The sequence below is a fragment of the Leuconostoc pseudomesenteroides KCTC 3652 genome, from assembly GCF_014634745.1.
GTDB classification, from domain to species: Bacteria; Bacillota; Bacilli; order Lactobacillales; family Lactobacillaceae; genus Leuconostoc; species Leuconostoc pseudomesenteroides.
On sequence record NZ_BMBP01000006.1, the window covers coordinates 25,492 to 43,971 of the forward strand.

The window sequence follows — 18,480 nt, forward strand, 5'->3', positions numbered from 1 at the left end:
CCGTTTGTAAGTATATCAACCCTAGAGTTGGTATTACATTCATTATATTCCGATTGGTGTATCATGCAACAAAAAACCCATCAACTATTTTGATGAGCTTTGTTGTTAGTTGCGATACTTTTGATACCATATCAGAGTAATAGTAGTCATTACCAATGCTAAGCATACTAGAGGTACTGTCGTTTTAGCTTCTGCGCTAGTATTTGGCAAGTTCTGCTTTTCAGTAGCAGTTTCTAAAGTGCTAGTTGCGGACGAATTTGGAGTGACTGGTGAACTTGGGTCTATCGGTGTTGGGTTAACAGGTGTCACTGGATCGATTGGTTCAGGTGTTGGCGTCAAATGATTGATTAGATTATAACCTGATACTTCCGTTTTATAGCCTGATACCTTGTCTTCAGTGATGTGATAAACAATTTTTTTGCCGGTTTCGTCGTACTTTGGCAAATTAGTGAACTTGTATGCCCAGTTGTCTGCCGCGCTAACCGTTTTTGTTTGGATAATCTTATCACCTATTAGCAAGTTAACTTTGATACTTTCAGGACGCAGACCAGCTTGATTGTTGCTGTCGTCCCAAGTTTTCGTTCCAGAAACTGTGGTGATATCAGATAGCGTGTTGGTAAAATTATTACCGTTCTGTGTTGAAACATAGTGATCAACTGCTTCTTCTTTGACAGTATAAGTATAGGCATCACCATTAGCATCATATTTTGGCAAATTAGTGAATGAATATTGCCAGTTTGTCTCTTCAGAAACGGATTTACTATCAATTTTTACACCATTTTGGTAAAGATCAACGATGATTGCGTCAGGACGTAATCCTTCAGCGTTGTTATCATCTTGCCAAGTTTTCGTTCCTGATACAGTTTCAGTGGTTTCGCCACCACCGCCACCACCATTATCTGGTGTATAGATATCTACGGTATGCGTTTCTATATTGTCACCAGTAAGCTGACCAGCATTTTCATACTTGGAAGATTGACCGCCATCGGTCGCACGAGAGTCATAATTAATTAGAACGGTATCACTAAAATCACCAATATTGATATGGAATTGCGTGTCTGAATCGTAAGAGATTGCGTCAGCCGGCACATCACTACTTTTTGTGAAATCTGTAAAAGTAGCGTTGTAAGAACCGTGAATTGCAGCCACTGTACCGTTGACAACTTGTTGATTGTCGCCAATGAAGTCTGTATAAACACCATTTTTAATCTTTTCTTGTGTTAAATTCAGTCTCACTGTCCAATGAATAAGTGTTGGATCATTAGAATCAACTGTTCCCCATTTATACAAGACTTCATTTGGATCTGGTGTTGGATTACCATCAGGGTCAACATGAATGGTTTGACCATTTGTTCCCCAATCAATCGGTACATCTGTATCTTCTTCTACTTGGCTATGATTCCAGTGAACCCAAATGTTGAAAGAACCACTTATACCATTTTTGGCTGATTCCGCTGCATAATCAGTGAATGTAATCGTTACTTTACCCGTTGTGTGATCAGCCACAGCATGCCCAATGACATTGCCGGCAGCGTCCTTAATGTCAAATGTGACATCAGATTGCAATGTCAATACTGAAGGCACATTGACCGACATTGTATCTCCGGACTTAATAGCAGTTCCTGCGGGAATGTTATAGTCCCAATGAGCTTGCATATTGTCATAAATCCCAAAATTTGTTTTGGGGTTGCCGTTCTCATCTTGTAATTCGGCGTGTGTTACGAACTGGTCACCCCAGTCTGTTTCTTTCAAGGCAGGCGCACGAGATTGTGCTTGTGTATTGGCTAATTGGTTGTTAGCTTTTTGATTTTGTGTGGTTGGTAAGCTTGATGACTTCTCAGCGTTGACTGGAAGCGTTGTTGCCTTTGTTGTTTCTTGTTGTTTGGCAACATCAGTTCTGTTATTGTTTGTGGTGCTTGATCGGGCAACTGGTGTTTCAGTTGTCGCACTCTGTGTGGCTGCAGCTATTGGGGTTGCAGCGAAAGTGCTCATCATGACCACTAAACTAAACAGCGTGGTAAATTTTTTGAACATGCTTTCTCTCCTTCTGTTATTCATTTGTTCATCAGAAATTCTAACAGGGGACGACCTCATCTCATTCTCAAAAATTTAATTCAAAATCAAAAAAATAAAAAAAAGACGATAATCGTTATGGTTAAGGCGCTTGAGACGATATGTAAAAGGTAGTAATAGGTTCAAAAAAAAGTCATAATCTTGCTGTTTCGTTCACTGTTAAGTTATCAGTTATTCGACGAAACTTCACAACTTTTAGAGATAATAGTCTTGTGGAGAAGTGATAAATATTACCACGTGACCACAACATACATAAAAGGAAGAGGTATATATTATGACAGTCTACACAAAGACAATCACCGCTGGCTTAGCATTATTATTAGCTGGCGCGCCATTAGTTGGCACAGTGAGTGCTGATAACATAGCTAACTCAAATGGAACGGTATCGTTTTCAGATCAAGATGGTTCGTTAGTGCTCGCATCAGCAGATAATGTGACGTTCCAAAATCAGGACTTATCAAACATTTCTGATTTTACGCCTGACGCTTCCAACGGAACCACGGGTAAGGTAACGTTGGAACAAACATCGGCTAATCCAAGTGGTACTTATAGTATTCAAGTTCAACAAACGGGTGACTGGAATAACAGTTATTCGAACACGATGGCTACAGCAGAAGCTTTGCCAATCATGTATAATTCAATGCCGTTATCAAGTCCAGTAACCTTTGTAGACAGCGCAGCGGCTCCGGCACGTGGTGTAAGTACTAAAGCTTTTAACCATGATTCAAAAAGTTTTGCGTTAGATTTGTCAGGTACTGGTGATCTTAGTAATGCTTTGGACCAAAGCTTGTTATCTGAACTGACATGGACGTTGACAAATAGTGTAGAATGAGTTTAGTTTCAAAGTGTTGTTTGTTGGCAAGCGTTTAAGTAATTTTAGTGTGGCGGCTTGACGTTGTCACAGCTAAAAAAGCTAGGCATACACGGCGTTCTAAAATGGCGATTGTATTTTTACTGGGGTAAGGAGCGCCAGTAAAGTCTTAACTGGTGCCAGTAATGAAACGACATAATGGGGATACGCTTGCCACATAATACTTTGTTCAGACTCGGTAGAAAAAATGACAATTTTGTCGTTTTTTTTTTGAACATGACTATATGATATTAGATGTCACCAAGGAGCACAGTCATTAATTTGTTCATGATAAGATCTTGCTTTCGCCTCAGAATGGGCACAATTTTTGATTAAAATGAGGTTGTAAATAAGCGATGATATTATTTACAGATAGATAGCAGCTATTGGCGGATTGACGCTAATAGAATCAAGAATAGAAAAGGGGAACAAACAATGTTAAAAGAAGTTAAAAATGAAGCACTTTCATTTCCAAAAGGCGTTTTCTTCTTAGTCAACATGACGACGCAAACTAGTGCGCCGATGGACGTGACAATTGAGGATGAAAATGGTGCACAATTGTTTCACGGTAGCCGAACAGGGACTGATCCTTTACCAGTAATTAGTGGAACATTTACTTCATTAAGTGGAAAAGCAAGAATTATCATTCGCTGTGAGACAGCTACTAATCTTGATGTGCTATCTGAGCATTTGGACATAAAAAAAGCAGATGGTGGTCTAATCATGCGAGAATATGTCTATGTCGCTGAAGACTCGACTGACGCAGACTATAATGATCTCTATGTGTCAATTGTTGGTTGGCAACATAAAGGATAAATATTTGATGGGCAACGGTTTGTTGCCTTTTTTTGTTGCAGTGCGCTATATCAGTTTTATGATTAACGTTTATGATATACAAACAGAAAAGTGGCGAGTTTTATTATTTTGCGTTATATTAATTTGAAAAAGCTAAATAATGAAAGGAATAGAACTAAATGAAAAGGGTATCAATTAAAGATGTAGCCAAGTCGTCAGGTGTTTCAACGACAACTGTATCTCAAATTTTGAATGGTAAAGGTGGACGCTTTTCCGACCAAACCAGAGACAGAGTTTTCAAAGCACGTGATGAGCTTGGCTATATTGCTAGTATTGCGGCCAAAACTTTAAAAGGTTTTCATTCCATTTTGATTGGTGTAATCGTGCCATCTTTTCGCCTTCCATTTTTTGCCAACTTAATTGAAAGTATGGAGAAACATGAAGCGTACGGCGTACGTTTGGTATTTTTTGCTGCAGCAGATAATAAAATTGAAAGTGCCATTCGTTCATTAGTTGCAAGAGGTGTCGGTGGGCTGATTATTGGCAGATCAATTCCAGAAAGCATGAAAATTTATCAACTGTTAGCTAAACAGCATATTCCTTACCTGGTGTTAGATCAAAATAGTAATCAGCAAGCGCATGACCGTATCATTGTAGATGAGTTTCGAGGTGGGGGACTAGTTGCTAATCATTTCATAGGTTTAGGACATACGAAATTGGCTATCGTTTCGCCTCAAAAAATGACACATAATATGTTGCAGCGCCAGCAAGGGTTTGTAGAAGTGTTAGCCCCAAAAAATATTCAGCCCATCATCATCAATACGGCAGATTTGTCAAAGCATAGTGGTTATGCTGTGACAAAAAAAGTTATTGCCAGTAAAGTTAGTGCTGTTTTTGTATTGAATGATGCGATGTCATTGGGTCTAATAAGGGGCCTTATTGATAGTGGTTTGAATATTCCCAGAGACATTTCTCTGGCAGGTTATGATGACGACGATTATGCACAATTTGTAACGCCAGCTTTAACTACGGTCAGTCAACCGGTTACGGACATTGGGATTTCAGCGATCAAACTTTTAATGAATAGAATTAATTATCCAAACTTGCCCGCGCAAATTCAGAAATTCAATTTAACGTTGATAAAACGTGAATCCACTAGCATCTATGGCGGAACTGCATAAACAATTTTGACAAAATTTATATTTCTAATCATTTAATTGTGCTTTTCCCTTGACATTGAGATAACTAAGCGGTAAATTATAAATAAAGAAAGCGCTTACATTATTTGTTCAGCTTATTTTTTTGAACTAAAAGTAATACGTTTTACTAAAGAAGGAGAAGAAATGAAAAAAATCGGCGTATTGAATTCGGATCTATCAGCTGTCATTGCTGATATGGGACATCAAGATTGGTTAGCAGTCGGGGATGCTGGTACTCCAGTACCTAAGGAAACTTCAAAAATTGATTTGAGTGTCAAAAATGGGTTGCCACACTTTATAGACGTACTGGATACAGTTCTAATAGAATTGGAGGTTCAAAAAATTTATTTAGCGGAAGAAATTAAAGCAGCCAATCCTGAAATCTTAACAGAAGTGAAGAATAGATTTTCTGATCGGGTCATCATAGAATTTATTTCCCATGAACAATTAAAGCAAAACTTAAAACGTAGCAAAGCATTTGTTAGAACTGGTGAAATGACACCGTATGCTAATATCATTCTTGAAAGTGGTGTCGTATTTTAATGAAAAGGAAAAGTGAAAAACATGAAAATTGATATGCTCGGTATTTCTAAATCATTTGGTAATAATCATGTTTTACGGGACGTAAACTTTCATTTGGATAATGCTGAAGTGCATGCATTAATGGGTGAAAATGGTGCCGGTAAGTCAACACTAATGAATATTTTGACTGGGTTACTGAATGCTGACTCAGGACAAATTTTGGTTGACGACAAAGAAGTACATTTCAATGGACCCAAAGACGCAGAAGAACATGGTATTAGTTTTATTCATCAAGAAATGAATAATTTCGGTGAGATGACCGTTTTAGAAAATATGTTTCTGAACAAAGAAGTAAAAAATAAGTGGGGCATGATTGATGAAAAAACAATGCGTGCAGAAGCGTTAAAAATATTCCAAACGTTAAATATTAATTATAATTTAAACGCAATGATTGGTGATCTAAGCATTGGTGCACAGCAAATGATTGAAATCTCTAAGGCAATGATGTCTGAAGCCAAAGTGATTATTATGGATGAACCAACAGCGGCTTTAACTAATTCTGAAATCACATCGTTGTTTAAAACGGTTAATCATCTAAAGGCGCAAGGTGTCAGTTTTATTTATATTAGTCACCGTATTGAAGAAAATATGGAAATTGCTGACAAAATTACAATTATGCGTGATGGCCACACGGTTGATGAATCATTTATTTCTGAAACAAACGTTGAAAAAATAGTAACTAATATGGTGGGTAGAGATATTGGTGATTTTTATCCTGAACGACACGCTGAGACAGGCAAAACGGTTTTAGAAGTTACTCACTTGGAAAGTAATGATAAGTTTCATGATATTAATTTCACGGTTAAAGAGGGTGAAATATTAGGATTTTCAGGATTAATGGGATCGGGTCGAACTGAAATTATGCGTGCCATTTTTGGAGTTGATCATCGAAATGGTGGTGATGTTGCCATCAATGGTAACAAAGTCAAAATTATGTCACCTTCAGATGCCATTAACCAAGGCATTGGATTTGTAACTGAAAATCGTAAAGATGAAGGTTTGATTTTAGATTTCTCAGTTTCTGAAAATATTATAATGGCTAGCTTAAAAGATTTAGTCAAAAAACATTTCATAGATGAAAAAGTGAAAGATGACTTTGTGAATTTGCTAGTAAAACGTTTAACTATAAAAACAGATGGTACAAACATTGATGCTGGTAGTTTATCAGGTGGTAATCAACAAAAAGTAGTTTTGGCAAAATGGATTGGTGCTGGCAGTAAGATATTGATCCTGGATGAACCAACTAGAGGTGTTGATGTTGGAGCTAAACGAGAAATATATGATCTTATCAATGAATTAACTAATCGTGGGGTCGCTATTATTATGGTTTCTAGTGACCTGCCAGAGGTTCTGGCAATGAGCGATCGCATTGCTGTGATGTATGAAGGGAATATGATGGCTATTGTTGATAATAGTTCACATGTAACAGAATCAGACATTATGACACTTGCAACTGGAGGAAAAGCGAATGACTAGTACTAGAAATGAACAGAAAGTGGTGAAAGAAGTGAAAGACAGAAAAATATTGCAGCAATTGTCAGGATTAGGACCAGTTCTTGCACTGATAGTACTAGCTTTAATTACGACGGTGATGAATCCAAGTTTTCTTGATCCCAACAACTTGCTCAATCTTTTGCGACAAGTATCAATAAATGGTTTGATTGCCTTTGGTATGACCTTTGTCATATTAACAGGTGGTATTGATTTGTCGGTTGGTGCTATTTTGGCACTGACATCAGCACTTTCAGCAATGATGATTACAAGTGGTGTGCCAACATTGATTGCTATGTTAATCGGTATTGTATTTGGTGGTCTGTTAGGTGGTCTGAATGGGCTGATTATTACAAAAGGCGGAGCTGCACCATTCATCGCTTCGTTGGCGACAATGACAATTTTTCGAGGTGCAACCTATGTGTTCACTAACGGTAATCCGATTACAAGCAAAGCCATGAACAATAGTTTTATTTTCCAATTTATTGGGCGCGGTTACTTTTTCGGCATTCCGGTGCCTGTCATTATCATGTTGATTTCATTCTTTATTCTGTACATTCTGTTACACAAAATGACATTTGGACGTAAGACCTATGCATTAGGTGGTAATGAAAAAGCTGCATTTGTATCAGGTATTAAAGTCAATATAACAAAAACATGGATTTACGTTATTTCCGGCATTATGAGTTCAGCTGCTGGTATGATTTTAATTTCACGTTTAAGTTCGGCACAGCCGGATGCAGGAACAGGTTTTGAAATGGACGCTATTGCTGCGGTCGTATTGGGTGGCACTTCACTTGCCGGTGGTCGTGGTCGTATTTTCGGAACATTAATTGGTGCATTGATTATTGGAACACTAAATAACGGTATGAATTTGATTGGTATTTCTAGCTTCTATCAGCAAATTGTCAAAGGAATTGTGATTATTATTGCTGTTTTGTTAGACCGTCGAAAGAAAGCTTAAGTGAGGGGTTTAAATTATTATGACAAAGAAAATATTAGGTATTGCTGTTGGTGCTTTAGCACTGATTTACGCTATTGTGTTCGTTGTTTCCGGTCGAGCCGTGTTCTCTATCAGCAATCCCTTTCAAACGAATACGGTTTTGCAGCACAAGAAACCGAGTGAATTAAAAATTGGTGTTTCTCTCTCTACTCTCAATAATCCTTTCTTTATTTCTATCAAACAGGGCGTTACAGAAACAGCTAAAAAATCTGGATCAAAAGTTCAGGTTTACGATGGACAAAATAGCACTAATAAACAGAGCAATGATGTTGAAGATTTAATTCAAAAAAAAGTTGATGTATTAATCATTAACCCAGTTGATTCCTCAGCTATTACACCGGAAGTGAAGTCGGCTAATGAAGCTGGTATTCCAGTTATCACAATTGATCGTTCATCAGATGGTGGAAAAGTGTTGAGCTTAGTTGCTTCTGATTCAAAAGAGGGTGGCAAAATGGCTGCTGACTTTATGATTAAAACACTGGGAGAAAAAGCAAAAATTGCTGAGTTGCAAGGGACTCCAGGAGCTTCTGCTACGCGTGAACGCGGTGCTGGATTTGATAATACTGCTAAAGGGCATTTAGATATTGTGACAAAACAGACTGCAAATTTTGATCGTACGGAAGGCTTAAATACTGCTGAGAATATTGCTCAAGCTCACCCTGACATCAAAGGATTGTTTTCTCAAAATGATGAAATGGCTTTAGGTGCTGTCCAAGCACTAAAATCAAATCCTGATATCGTTATTGTTGGATTTGATGGTTCTGTTGATGGCATTAATGCAGTCAAAAAAGGACAGATGGCAGCTACTGTGGCTCAAAAACCAAAAGAAATGGGTAAATTAGCAGTTCAAGCTGCATATAAATATTTCAAAGGCGAAAAAGTATCAAGTCAAATCAAATCACCTCTAGAATTAATTGTAGCGGATAAATATAAATAACTATTTGAAAGGTTTGAAATAATGAACAAGGTTGTCGTGATTGGAAGTTTAAACATAGATCTCATTACAAAAATAGGCCGCTTGCCACTGCAAGGAGAAACTATGTCTGTCAGGGAACAAGTAACAAGTTTTGGTGGAAAAGGTGCAAATCAAGCAGTTGCTGCAGCCAGACAAGGATCAGAAGTGACGTTTGTTGGCGCTGTGGGTAATGATGAAAACGGCGACGCTTTTAAAAAATTGTTACGTCAAGAAAATATCAACACGGATTATATTGTTTCAAAACAACAAAGTACAGGTTCGGCGGTTATTTTATTAGAAGAAAACGGGCATAATACTATTTTAGTAAATGGCGGAGCTAACGCTCGTCTAGATGTTGCTGATATTCAAAATGCAAAACAGGTGATTGAGAAAGCAGACATTGTCGTTGCACAATTAGAAGTCCCAAGTGAAACTGTTATTGAAGCTTTTAAAATTGCCAAGAATGCAGGCGCAATGACTGTTTTGAATCCTGCTCCAGTTAGAAAACAATTAGATCAAGAACTCATCAATTATACTGATCTCATTGTTCCAAACGAAACTGAAGCAGCTGCACTAGCCAATGAAAATCCGACAACTGAAGTGGCAGTCATCGAAAAGACTATTTATCACAAATTGCAAGGGCAAGGATTAGAAAATGTTATTATTACGTTGGGTGATAAAGGCGTTTACTATAAGGTTTTGAACAAAAGTCAGCTCTTACCAATTTTTAAGGTACAGACATTGGATACTACTGCAGCAGGAGACACATTTATTGGTACAATCGCTGCTAACTTACATGCTGATTATGCTAACTTAGAAGAAACTTTGTTGCGAAGTAGTTTAGCTAGCTCGATTGCAGTTAGTCGTGCAGGTGCAATTGCATCTATTCCTAACAGTAAAGATATTGAGGAACAGTTTAAAAAAAATAATGATAATACGAGGGTATTATAATGACAAAGCAAGATCTTTTTAAGCAAAAAGCAGCAAGAGCCGCCCTTGATTACATTAAAGACGGTATGATTGTTGGATTGGGCACAGGCTCTACTGTTAGCTTTTTGTTAGATTATATTTCTGAAAAAGAACTAGATATCACAGGTGTCACAACATCTAAAGATACGTCAAGAAAATGTCGTGCTTTGGGCATAAGAGTCGTTGATATTGACATGGTTGATCATATCGATGTCACCATTGATGGTGCTGATGAAGTAGATGCCTACATGAACGGTATCAAAGGTGGTGGTGCTGCATTATTAATGGAAAAAATTGTCGCAAATAATTCTAAAACTAACATTTGGATTGTAGATGAAACCAAAGTTCATAGTGTATTAGGATCATTTCCATTGCCTATTGAAATTATTTCATATGGTAGTGGTAAGTTGATTCAAAACTTTGAAGAAAAGGGTTACCATCCGGTTCTACGTCTTGACAATGCCGGGAATCCAGTTGTGACAGATACAGGGCACAACATCATTGATTTGAATTTGCATTATATTGATAATCCTCAAGAATTAGCAGAATATTTAGAAAGCCAAGTTGGTGTTGTCGAACATGGTCTGTTTATAAATATTGCAGATGTTGTCATTATTGGTGGTGAACAAATTGTCACTCACAATAGAAAGCAATGATGTGACAAAGAGTTTTATTGTAATACTGTTTAAAAAAAGCATGGCGGCGCCTTGCTTTTTTGTTGTCTTGTATGTTTGACAATGTTCGGATTTTTCACGTACAATAGGAAAGTAACTAATTAACTGAAAAAATTGATTTCTAGCAAGTTGCTTGCTAAATATGGAGAAATAACATGGCAAAATCAGAACATCCGGCAGTGTGGTATGAACATCTGCATACCGAGAAGTACACTGGCGCAAGACGTGGCCGCATTCACACGCCGCACGGCACATTTGAGACGCCAATGTTCATGCCGGTTGGTACACAAGGAGCCGTTAAAGGCGTTGGCACGCGTGAATTAAAGGATATTGGGGCTCAATTTATTTTGAGCAATACCTATCACTTATGGGTTCGTCCTGGGGATGAGTTAATCGCGCAAGCTGGTGGTTTACACAAATATATGGGTTGGGACCAAGCCATATTGACTGATTCAGGTGGCTTCCAAGTCTTCTCACTGGCTGACGCTCGTAAGCTCAAAGAAGAAGGCGTCACTTTCCAAAACCACGTCAATGGTGACAAGATGTTTCTCTCACCTGAAGTGGCGATGAGAATTCAGAACAATTTGGGTTCAGATGTCATGATGCAACTGGACGAAGCCATTCCGTACTTTGAGACTTATGAATATATTAAGGAATCAATGCAACGGTCATTACGCTGGGCCGAACGCGCGCAAGTTGCCCACAAAAATCCTGACACTCAAGCGCTGTTTGGTATTGTCCAAGGCGCTGGTTTTAAAGCATTGCGTACGGAGTCTGCTAATGGCTTAGTTGGCATGGACTTGCCTGGTTATGCAGTTGGTGGTTTATCAGTTGGTGAATCTAAAAAAGAAATGAACCGCGTGCTTGATTTTACTATGCCACTGTTGCCAGAAGACAAGCCGCGCTATCTTATGGGCGTGGCAGCACCTGATTCGTTGATTGACGGCGTTATTCGTGGGGTTGATATGTTTGACTCGGTGTTGCCCACTCGAATTGGTCGTAAAGGTACCTTAATGACACGCTTTGGTCGTGTCGTCATCAAAAATTCAAAGTACAAAAATGATTTCACGCCATTGGATCCAGATTTGAGCTATTACTCACCCAATCCAATTCGTCGTGATCAATTTGGTAACTTAGCACAATATGATTTGCCAGATTACAACCCATTCCAAAATCTGACACGCTCATACTTGCATCACTTGTTTAACGCTAATGAGTTACTGGGGGCGCAATTAGCTTCAGAGCACAATTTGCGCTTCCTGCTACAATTCATGGAAGATATGCGCACAGCGATTGAAAACGATGAGTTATTGGCTTTCCGTGAGACAGTCATGGAAGAATACGGTTACAACAAACCAAATGCACGTCTTTTTTAAATTTGGTACAATAGAGATACTAGTGAAATTGTGGGCTTTAGTCAAAATATGCTCACAGAATGAAGAAAGTAGGATATAACATGTCTTGGAATTTGATTTTGCCATTGGTGATTATCGTGGCAATGTTTTGGTTTATGTCACGTCAACAAAAAAAGCAACGTGAACAACAACAAACTATGCAAAGCAGCTTGCAAAAGGGTAGTGAAGTTGTCACAATCGGTGGCTTACATGCCGTTGTGGACAGCGTCGACAACGCTGCAAAAACTGTTGATTTAGACGCTGAAGGCGTTATTTTGACATTTGAATTGTCAGCAATTCGTACAATCAAGAACCCTGTTGCGCCTGTGGCAGACAAGCCAACAGTTGATGACTTGAAGCCAGCCGAAACAGTTGAAGAAACAGAAAAGATTACTGATGATACTGACAAGCCATCAGATAGCAAGTAAATTTTCTTAACGGTATAATAAAAGGGAGCGAAAGCTTCCTTTTATTTTGGAGAAAATATGAAAACACATGCATTAACCATGTCGGATGGTACAAAAATTGTTTATGATGAATATGGGAATGACACACTAACAACTGTTTTGTTGTTGCATGGTAACGGTAGTTCTGCGCGTCATTTTAAGCGACAATTGCCAACCTATGCCGCACACTTACATGTCATTGCGATTGACTCAAGAGGGCATGGTCGCTCTAATAATAGACAAACGGATATTAAGATTACTGATTTAATTAGTGACATTGAACAAATTCGTATGACGTTACACGTTGATCAAGTGGTCATTTTGGGTTACAGTGATGGCGCCAACATCGCTATGAAATATGCCATAAAATACCCGCAACATGTGTCGCGTTTGGTACTTAATGCGCCTAATTTGACTTCAGAAGGCGTCTACAAAATTCTTTGGTGGGGAGATAATGTTGCACAAGTCGCGACTGCGGCAATGGCACCTTTCAGTGCTTATGCTAAGCGGCGTCATGAGCAATTACATGTGATGAGCGAACCGCTCAATATTACGTGTCAGCAATTGTCAGATTTAACCATTCCTACATTGCTAGTCATCGGTGAGTTTGATTTGGTCAAGCGTCGCCATATCGAGCATATTGCTGAAATAATGCCACATGCGCAAGTCATGATTTTAAAGGGACATGGGCATTTTGTTACTTACACCAACCCGCGTAAGTTTGCGCAATTGGTGGCACCGTTTTTAATAGGGGGAAATGATGCAAAAATTTAAACACTTATTATTACGATTGGTTATTCCAACCATTACCTTGATTTTGGTGACACAACTAATCATTATGACACGTGAAATTACCTGGCAGGCAATTTGGTCAAGTATTAACGACGTGGCATGGTGGCAAGCTGCTATCTTGATTTTGCTGGGTTTGTTGGCGGTGCTGCCAACTTTATATAATGACCAATTATTAAGTCGCTGGCAGGGGTATCAGCTGAGTAATAGCGAGTTATTACAACGTTCATGGCTCATTAATGTGATTAACCTTAACGTTGGTTTTTTTGGTGTCTTGAGCGTGTTGTTACGGCGCATTTTTTATAGTGACCAAGCGCGTAAGAATGGCGTGAAACCCTTCTTACAAATGTATTTTTTGGGACAAACTGGTTTACTGTTATCGGCAGTATTAGTTTTATTTGATTTGTTAGTTTGGCATAGTCACTATTTTTCCGATGAAATCGGTTGGTTGGCCATATTAATCATTGTTGGGATTACCGCTTTGGCAGTATCATTGAGTTCACGTTTGAAAGCTTGGGATAGACTGACTTGGCCAGTTGCTGGCAAATTAATGTTAAATGCTGTGGTTACTGTTAGTGCGCAAATGATTTTGTTTTTAATCATCGGCATTATCATTAATGTTAAATTAAGCTGGTTAAATATTTTAATTGTCTTCGTTATTGCTAGCACAATTGCCCTGATTTCAATGGCGCCGGGTACTTGGGGCGCGTTTGAAGTGGCGGTTTTATTGCTGATTAGTTTGTTTGGTATATCTCGTGTTGACGGTGTCATTTGGCTCATTTTGTATCGTGTGACCTTTAATTTAGTACCATTATTGAGTGCGCTGGGTTTGCTATTTTTCCGGCTATCAAAACAAATTAATCATAATTTTCGTGGCGTGCCACATTATGTTGCGCAAGCCGTGGTACATCGTTTGGTGACGATCGCGCTTTATTTATCTGGTATTTTACTGGTGTTATCTGGTACGATGCCTCAAATCGTTGAGCGAATACCATTATTTAACCAACTTAGATTGTGGCCGATTACTTATGCATTGGCTAATCAATTGCCTAGTATTCTATTAGGATTCTTAATTTTGATGAACGCACGTGGTGTGGCTAATCGTGTAGCGCGTGCTTATCAATCAACTATTATTGTTTTAAGTCTGACAGTCGTATATGTGCTATTTTTCTATCGCCATCTATTGCCACTGATTTTGATTGGCTTAGTATTAATGGCAGTTATTTTTAGCAAAAAAACATTATACCGCTCACAGTTTATACACGCTTGGGAAGAACAAACCATTGATGGTGTGATATGGGGCGCCCTGATTGCTGGTTACTTAATGTTAGGCTTCATACATGTGCCAAGTATTCATCGTCACTTCACACATGTTGGTCATTTACCATCTATTCATTGGTGGTGGCTAGGAGCCATTACGATAGCGATTGTCGCGATTTCTGTTTGGCTGTTAGCACAATTTTTGCATGCCAAACAACGGCCATTAGGCACTGAATTTGATGAAAAGCGTGTACAAGATATCTTATCAATTGGTGACAACCATTATACCAGCTTGATTTTTTTGGGCGATAAACGACTTTATTTTTATCAAGTTGAGGAACATGATGTTGTTGGTTTACAGTTTAGATTAGTCAATAATAAGGCTATGGTGATGGGTGATCCATTTGGGGAATCACGTTATTTTGCTGAAGCCATGCAAGATTTTGTTGAGGCGGCTGATCGACTCGGCTACGTACCTGTATTTTATGAGGTCAGTGAGCGTGTAGCGATGCTAGCTCATGAGTTTGGTTATGACTTTTTCAAACTAGGTGAAGAGGCGCATGTTAATCTTGCTGATTTTTCAACGGCTGGTAAAAAAATGCAGAATATTCGTTCAGAAATGAATCAAGCTGGTCGCGCTGGCTTTGAATTCAAAGTTTTGACACCACCATTCAGTCCAGACGTCATTGCGCAAATGCAGGCAATTAGTGATGAATGGTTAGCTGGTCGCGATGAAAAAGGTTACTCATTAGGTTTTTTTGACCCTAATTATTTGCAACGTGGCGAGGTGGCCATTTTGGAAAAAGATGATCGCATTGAGGCGTTTGCTTCATTGGTGGTTTCACACACAGAAAAGCAGATGGCAGTTGACTTAATGCGCTTCACCGCCTCAGCACCTAATGGGGTGATGGATGTTCTCTTTGTTAATGTCTTCAAGTATGCAAAGTCGCAAAACTATGAAACTTTTAATTTAGGCATGTCACCCTTAGCCAATGTTGGACTTCATCGGCAAAGCTTTGGACGCGAGCGATTAGCTAACTTAGTCTATCAATTCGGATCCAAAGTTTATTCCTTTGAAGGCTTACATCACTACAAAAATAAATTTTCTCCTAAGTGGCAGGCAATGTACATTGCCTATTCGAGAAAAAGCAGCATTATTGCTGTGATGATTGGACTACTGAAGGTTGATAATAAGGGAGTGGCTCATGCACCAGAAATAGATTTGCGTTATACTAAAGACAATTTGGATGAGGAGGGCAATTAAACAATGCCAATGCATGAATATTTTATGGGCATGACACAACTAGAGCTCATTAATCGCGCGCCGGGATTTTTCAAATATCAACCCCACAACGTAGCGGCGCACTCTTGGAAAGTGACGCAAATCGCGCAGTTTTTAGCGGATGTTGAGGAACAAAATGGTGCCAAAATTAATTGGCAATCGGTTTATGAAAAAGCCTTGAATCATGATTACACAGAACGATTTATCGGTGATATCAAAACACCCGTGAAATATGCGACCTCAACCTTACGGTCGATGTTAGCTGACGTAGAAGATTCAATGACCGAAAATTTTATCAAAACAGAAATCCCAACACAATTTCAAGCGGCTTACACACGAAGGCTTGGTGAAGGTAAAGACGACAGCATTGAAGGACAAATTTTGTCCATTGCAGATAAAATTGACCTGATGTATGAAGCGTATGGCGAACTTGAAAAGTTTAATCCAGAACCAGTCTATGTTTCAATTTTCCAAAGCAGTTTAGAAGCACTTTCTGAGTATCAATCGATGGCGAGTGTTAAGTATTTAGCCACTGAAATTTTACCAGACATTTTCCACGAAACTTTCATCCACAAAGCATTGTTATATGATCTAGCGAAAAGTCTACTACCTGATTTCGCTGCGAAAGTTAATAAGCCAACACAGTAAAATTTACCATTTAGAAAGGCAAATATAATGAAATTATATGTTGTACGTCACGGGCAAACCATCTTTAATCAACTCAACAAAGTACAAGGGTGGGCTGATACACCACTTACTAAAAAAGGTGAAAAAGATGGGAAAATGGCTGGTCAACGACTAAAAAATGTCAAATTCAATGCTGCTTATTCTTCAGATACGTCGCGTGCTATCCACACGGCTGAGTTTGTCTTGGCTGAAAACAATAATCCCACGCCACAGTTGAAGTTTATGCCTGAATGGCGTGAATATTTTTTCGGGAGCTTTGAAGGTGGTAGCAACGATATTATGTGGGGTGCTGTCGCTGATGCATTCGATGTTAGCGAAAAAACGCCTGATGCGATTGCTGAGTCAATACATGATATGACGGCTATCATGAACAAAATTCATGAAGTAGATCCGCAACATATTGGCGAAACTGCCGCTGATTTTTGGCAACGTATGTCGGGGGCATTGGACCACTTGAAAGCCAAGCATCAACCCAACGATAATATTCTAATTGTGACTCATGGACAACTGATCGGTAATTTGGCGCAACACTATGCTCATCTTAATGACGCCCAGCGTCCTCGTAATGGTGCTGTTGCCGTGTTTGATTTGGATGACAGTGGTTTGAGAGTGACTCATTTTAATGATTTGGAAACTAATTTCATCTAAAAATAGATGTATTTAAAAATTCTTTACTTCTACTAGCAAATAAAATAAACCTTTTAGCCATGATGTTTTCACGATTGTTTCTGAAAACATCATTGTTATTTTCTTCACAAAAATTTGATAAACGATTGACATTTTAGAGTGGAACCGGTTACAATATTATGGTAAGTGATTATCATAATTGAAGGAGATAACATGGTTAAACAAGATAGCCTGCTCACTAAGATTGCGTTTTTGGGCATTTCATTTGTCTTGACAAGTGCGTATGCTATTAACGGGGCATTGCCACAAATGACTGAGGCATTGCACATTTCATCGACAGAGGCGCAGGTTTTGGCAACAACACCATCCATTACGGTGACAGTTTTTGTCCTATTGAGCAGCTTTATAGCTGCAAAGCTAGGTGACAAGAACACTATCATTTTAGGTGTGACATTAGTAGGGTTAGCTGGTATTGTGCCAATGTTCACTGACTCGTACGTGATCATATTAGCATCACGGACAATACTGGGTGCTGGGTTAGGTATTTTTAATTCATTGGCAGTTTCTATGATTGCAGTGATGTACAATGGTAAAACACGTGCGGCGATGCTAGGATATCGCGCAGCTGCTGAACAAGTGGGGCAAGCCGTTTTGACTTTGCTAGCCGGCTTGTTACTGGCGTTTGGATGGCGCGCAACATTTTTGGTCTATTTGATTGCCTTTCCAATCTTATTCTTATTCATCAAACGCGTGCCTGATACCTCAGAGATGACGCCGTTACAATCGTCAAAATCTGAAAAGACAACAGTTGAAAAAATAACGCGAATTAGTCCCTTAGTGCTTGTCTTTACACTATTTGCTGCATTTTTAGTGATTGATTACATGGCCATCCAATTGAGCTTCCCTTTTATGGCAACTGAATTAAAAGGTGAAGGGTATAATACATCCCCAATCTTATCAGCGATGCTAATTGCTGCAACAGTTGGTGGCGTAACTTATGGCTGGTTTGTGGCGACTTTTGGTCGCTTCACACTGCAAATTGGTTTGGTATTGATGGCAGTCTCTAACTTCTTAGTGGCCTTTTCACATGGCAATTTCATCATGTTGATTGCAGGGGTACTACTGATTGGTTTCCCACTACAATTAATTTCACCATTCATTTTTAATCAATTACCAAAATTGGGACCAGTTGCGCGTCAATCGTTGATTACTTCAATCATTTTGATTGGATTTAATGTTGGGGTCTTCGTTGAACCAATGTTTGTGGCGACTTTTGCCAGCTTGATTGGTCACGGTGGTGGCAGTGCTGCCGCATCAGCGTATGCTACAATTCCTTATTTGGGATTAGTACTGCTCATTATCGCAATCGTTACAGTTATTACTAGCAGAAAACAGGAGAAATAA

Annotated in this window: 17 protein-coding genes; 16 read left to right on the forward strand and 1 reads right to left on the reverse strand. The window is 38.9% G+C overall.

Annotated features, from left to right (window positions below):
• Positions 1–105: 105 nt before the first annotated feature.
• The gene (locus IEU65_RS06865) at positions 106–2,034 is read right to left on the reverse strand and encodes a Cna B-type domain-containing protein (RefSeq protein WP_010280002.1); all 1,929 of its coding nucleotides are present in this window, start codon (positions 2,032–2,034) and stop codon (positions 106–108) included.
• A gap of 313 nt (positions 2,035–2,347) precedes the next feature.
• Between IEU65_RS06865 and IEU65_RS06870 the strand changes: the two genes are divergently transcribed.
• The 16 genes from IEU65_RS06870 (at position 2,348) to IEU65_RS06945 (ending at position 18,480) form a co-directional block, all read left to right on the forward strand.
• Positions 2,348–2,905, forward strand: coding sequence for a hypothetical protein (locus tag IEU65_RS06870; protein WP_010280000.1), 558 nt, complete (start codon positions 2,348–2,350; stop codon positions 2,903–2,905).
• A 453-nt stretch (positions 2,906–3,358) separates the two neighbouring features.
• Entirely contained in the window at positions 3,359–3,739 is a 381-nt protein-coding gene (locus IEU65_RS06875) for a fucose-binding lectin II (RefSeq protein ID WP_010279997.1), read from the forward strand.
• 158 nt (positions 3,740–3,897) lie between these two features.
• Entirely contained in the window at positions 3,898–4,899 is a 1,002-nt protein-coding gene (gene rbsR, locus IEU65_RS06880) for a ribose utilization transcriptional repressor RbsR (RefSeq protein WP_010279993.1), read from the forward strand.
• Positions 4,900–5,061: 162 nt separating this feature from the next.
• Positions 5,062–5,460 carry a D-ribose pyranase gene (gene rbsD, locus IEU65_RS06885; protein ID WP_010279991.1) on the forward strand — a complete coding sequence of 133 codons (399 nt, stop codon included), beginning with the start codon at positions 5,062–5,064 and terminating at the stop codon, positions 5,458–5,460.
• Positions 5,461–5,481: 21 nt separating this feature from the next.
• Positions 5,482–6,975 carry a sugar ABC transporter ATP-binding protein gene (locus IEU65_RS06890; protein WP_010279988.1) on the forward strand — a complete coding sequence of 498 codons (1,494 nt, stop codon included), beginning with the start codon at positions 5,482–5,484 and terminating at the stop codon, positions 6,973–6,975.
• Positions 6,968–7,954: an ABC transporter permease gene (locus tag IEU65_RS06895; RefSeq protein WP_010279984.1), complete on the forward strand. Its 987-nt coding sequence runs from the start codon at positions 6,968–6,970 to the stop codon at positions 7,952–7,954. The genes IEU65_RS06890 and IEU65_RS06895 overlap by 8 nt, the downstream gene beginning before the upstream one ends.
• Before the next feature lie 19 nt (positions 7,955–7,973).
• Positions 7,974–8,930, forward strand: coding sequence for a D-ribose ABC transporter substrate-binding protein (locus tag IEU65_RS06900; RefSeq protein WP_010279981.1), 957 nt, complete (start codon positions 7,974–7,976; stop codon positions 8,928–8,930).
• Positions 8,931–8,951: 21 nt separating this feature from the next.
• Positions 8,952–9,899 (forward strand): ribokinase, encoded by a 948-nt coding sequence (rbsK, locus tag IEU65_RS06905; protein WP_147651035.1) that lies wholly within the window; start codon positions 8,952–8,954, stop codon positions 9,897–9,899.
• On the forward strand, positions 9,899–10,573 hold the full coding sequence (gene rpiA, locus IEU65_RS06910; protein WP_010279976.1) for a ribose-5-phosphate isomerase RpiA: 675 nt from the start codon (positions 9,899–9,901) through the stop codon (positions 10,571–10,573). Before rbsK ends, rpiA begins: the two co-directional genes overlap by 1 nt.
• A gap of 173 nt (positions 10,574–10,746) precedes the next feature.
• Positions 10,747–11,967, forward strand: coding sequence for a tRNA guanosine(34) transglycosylase Tgt (tgt, locus tag IEU65_RS06915; protein ID WP_010279975.1), 1,221 nt, complete (start codon positions 10,747–10,749; stop codon positions 11,965–11,967).
• Positions 11,968–12,047: 80 nt separating this feature from the next.
• Positions 12,048–12,413 (forward strand): preprotein translocase subunit YajC, encoded by a 366-nt coding sequence (gene yajC / locus IEU65_RS06920; RefSeq protein ID WP_010279973.1) that lies wholly within the window; start codon positions 12,048–12,050, stop codon positions 12,411–12,413.
• Between the two features lie 57 nt (positions 12,414–12,470).
• Positions 12,471–13,205 (forward strand): alpha/beta fold hydrolase, encoded by a 735-nt coding sequence (locus tag IEU65_RS06925; RefSeq protein ID WP_010279970.1) that lies wholly within the window; start codon positions 12,471–12,473, stop codon positions 13,203–13,205.
• The gene (mprF, locus tag IEU65_RS06930) at positions 13,192–15,744 is read left to right on the forward strand and encodes a bifunctional lysylphosphatidylglycerol flippase/synthetase MprF (RefSeq protein WP_031941041.1); all 2,553 of its coding nucleotides are present in this window, start codon (positions 13,192–13,194) and stop codon (positions 15,742–15,744) included. Before IEU65_RS06925 ends, mprF begins: the two co-directional genes overlap by 14 nt.
• 3 nt (positions 15,745–15,747) lie before the next feature.
• Complete coding sequence (locus IEU65_RS06935; RefSeq protein WP_010279964.1) at positions 15,748–16,410, forward strand: YfbR-like 5'-deoxynucleotidase; 663 nt, start codon at positions 15,748–15,750, stop codon at positions 16,408–16,410.
• A gap of 27 nt (positions 16,411–16,437) precedes the next feature.
• Complete coding sequence (locus IEU65_RS06940; RefSeq protein WP_010279960.1) at positions 16,438–17,097, forward strand: histidine phosphatase family protein; 660 nt, start codon at positions 16,438–16,440, stop codon at positions 17,095–17,097.
• A 192-nt stretch (positions 17,098–17,289) separates the two neighbouring features.
• Complete coding sequence (locus IEU65_RS06945; protein ID WP_010279955.1) at positions 17,290–18,480, forward strand: MFS transporter; 1,191 nt, start codon at positions 17,290–17,292, stop codon at positions 18,478–18,480.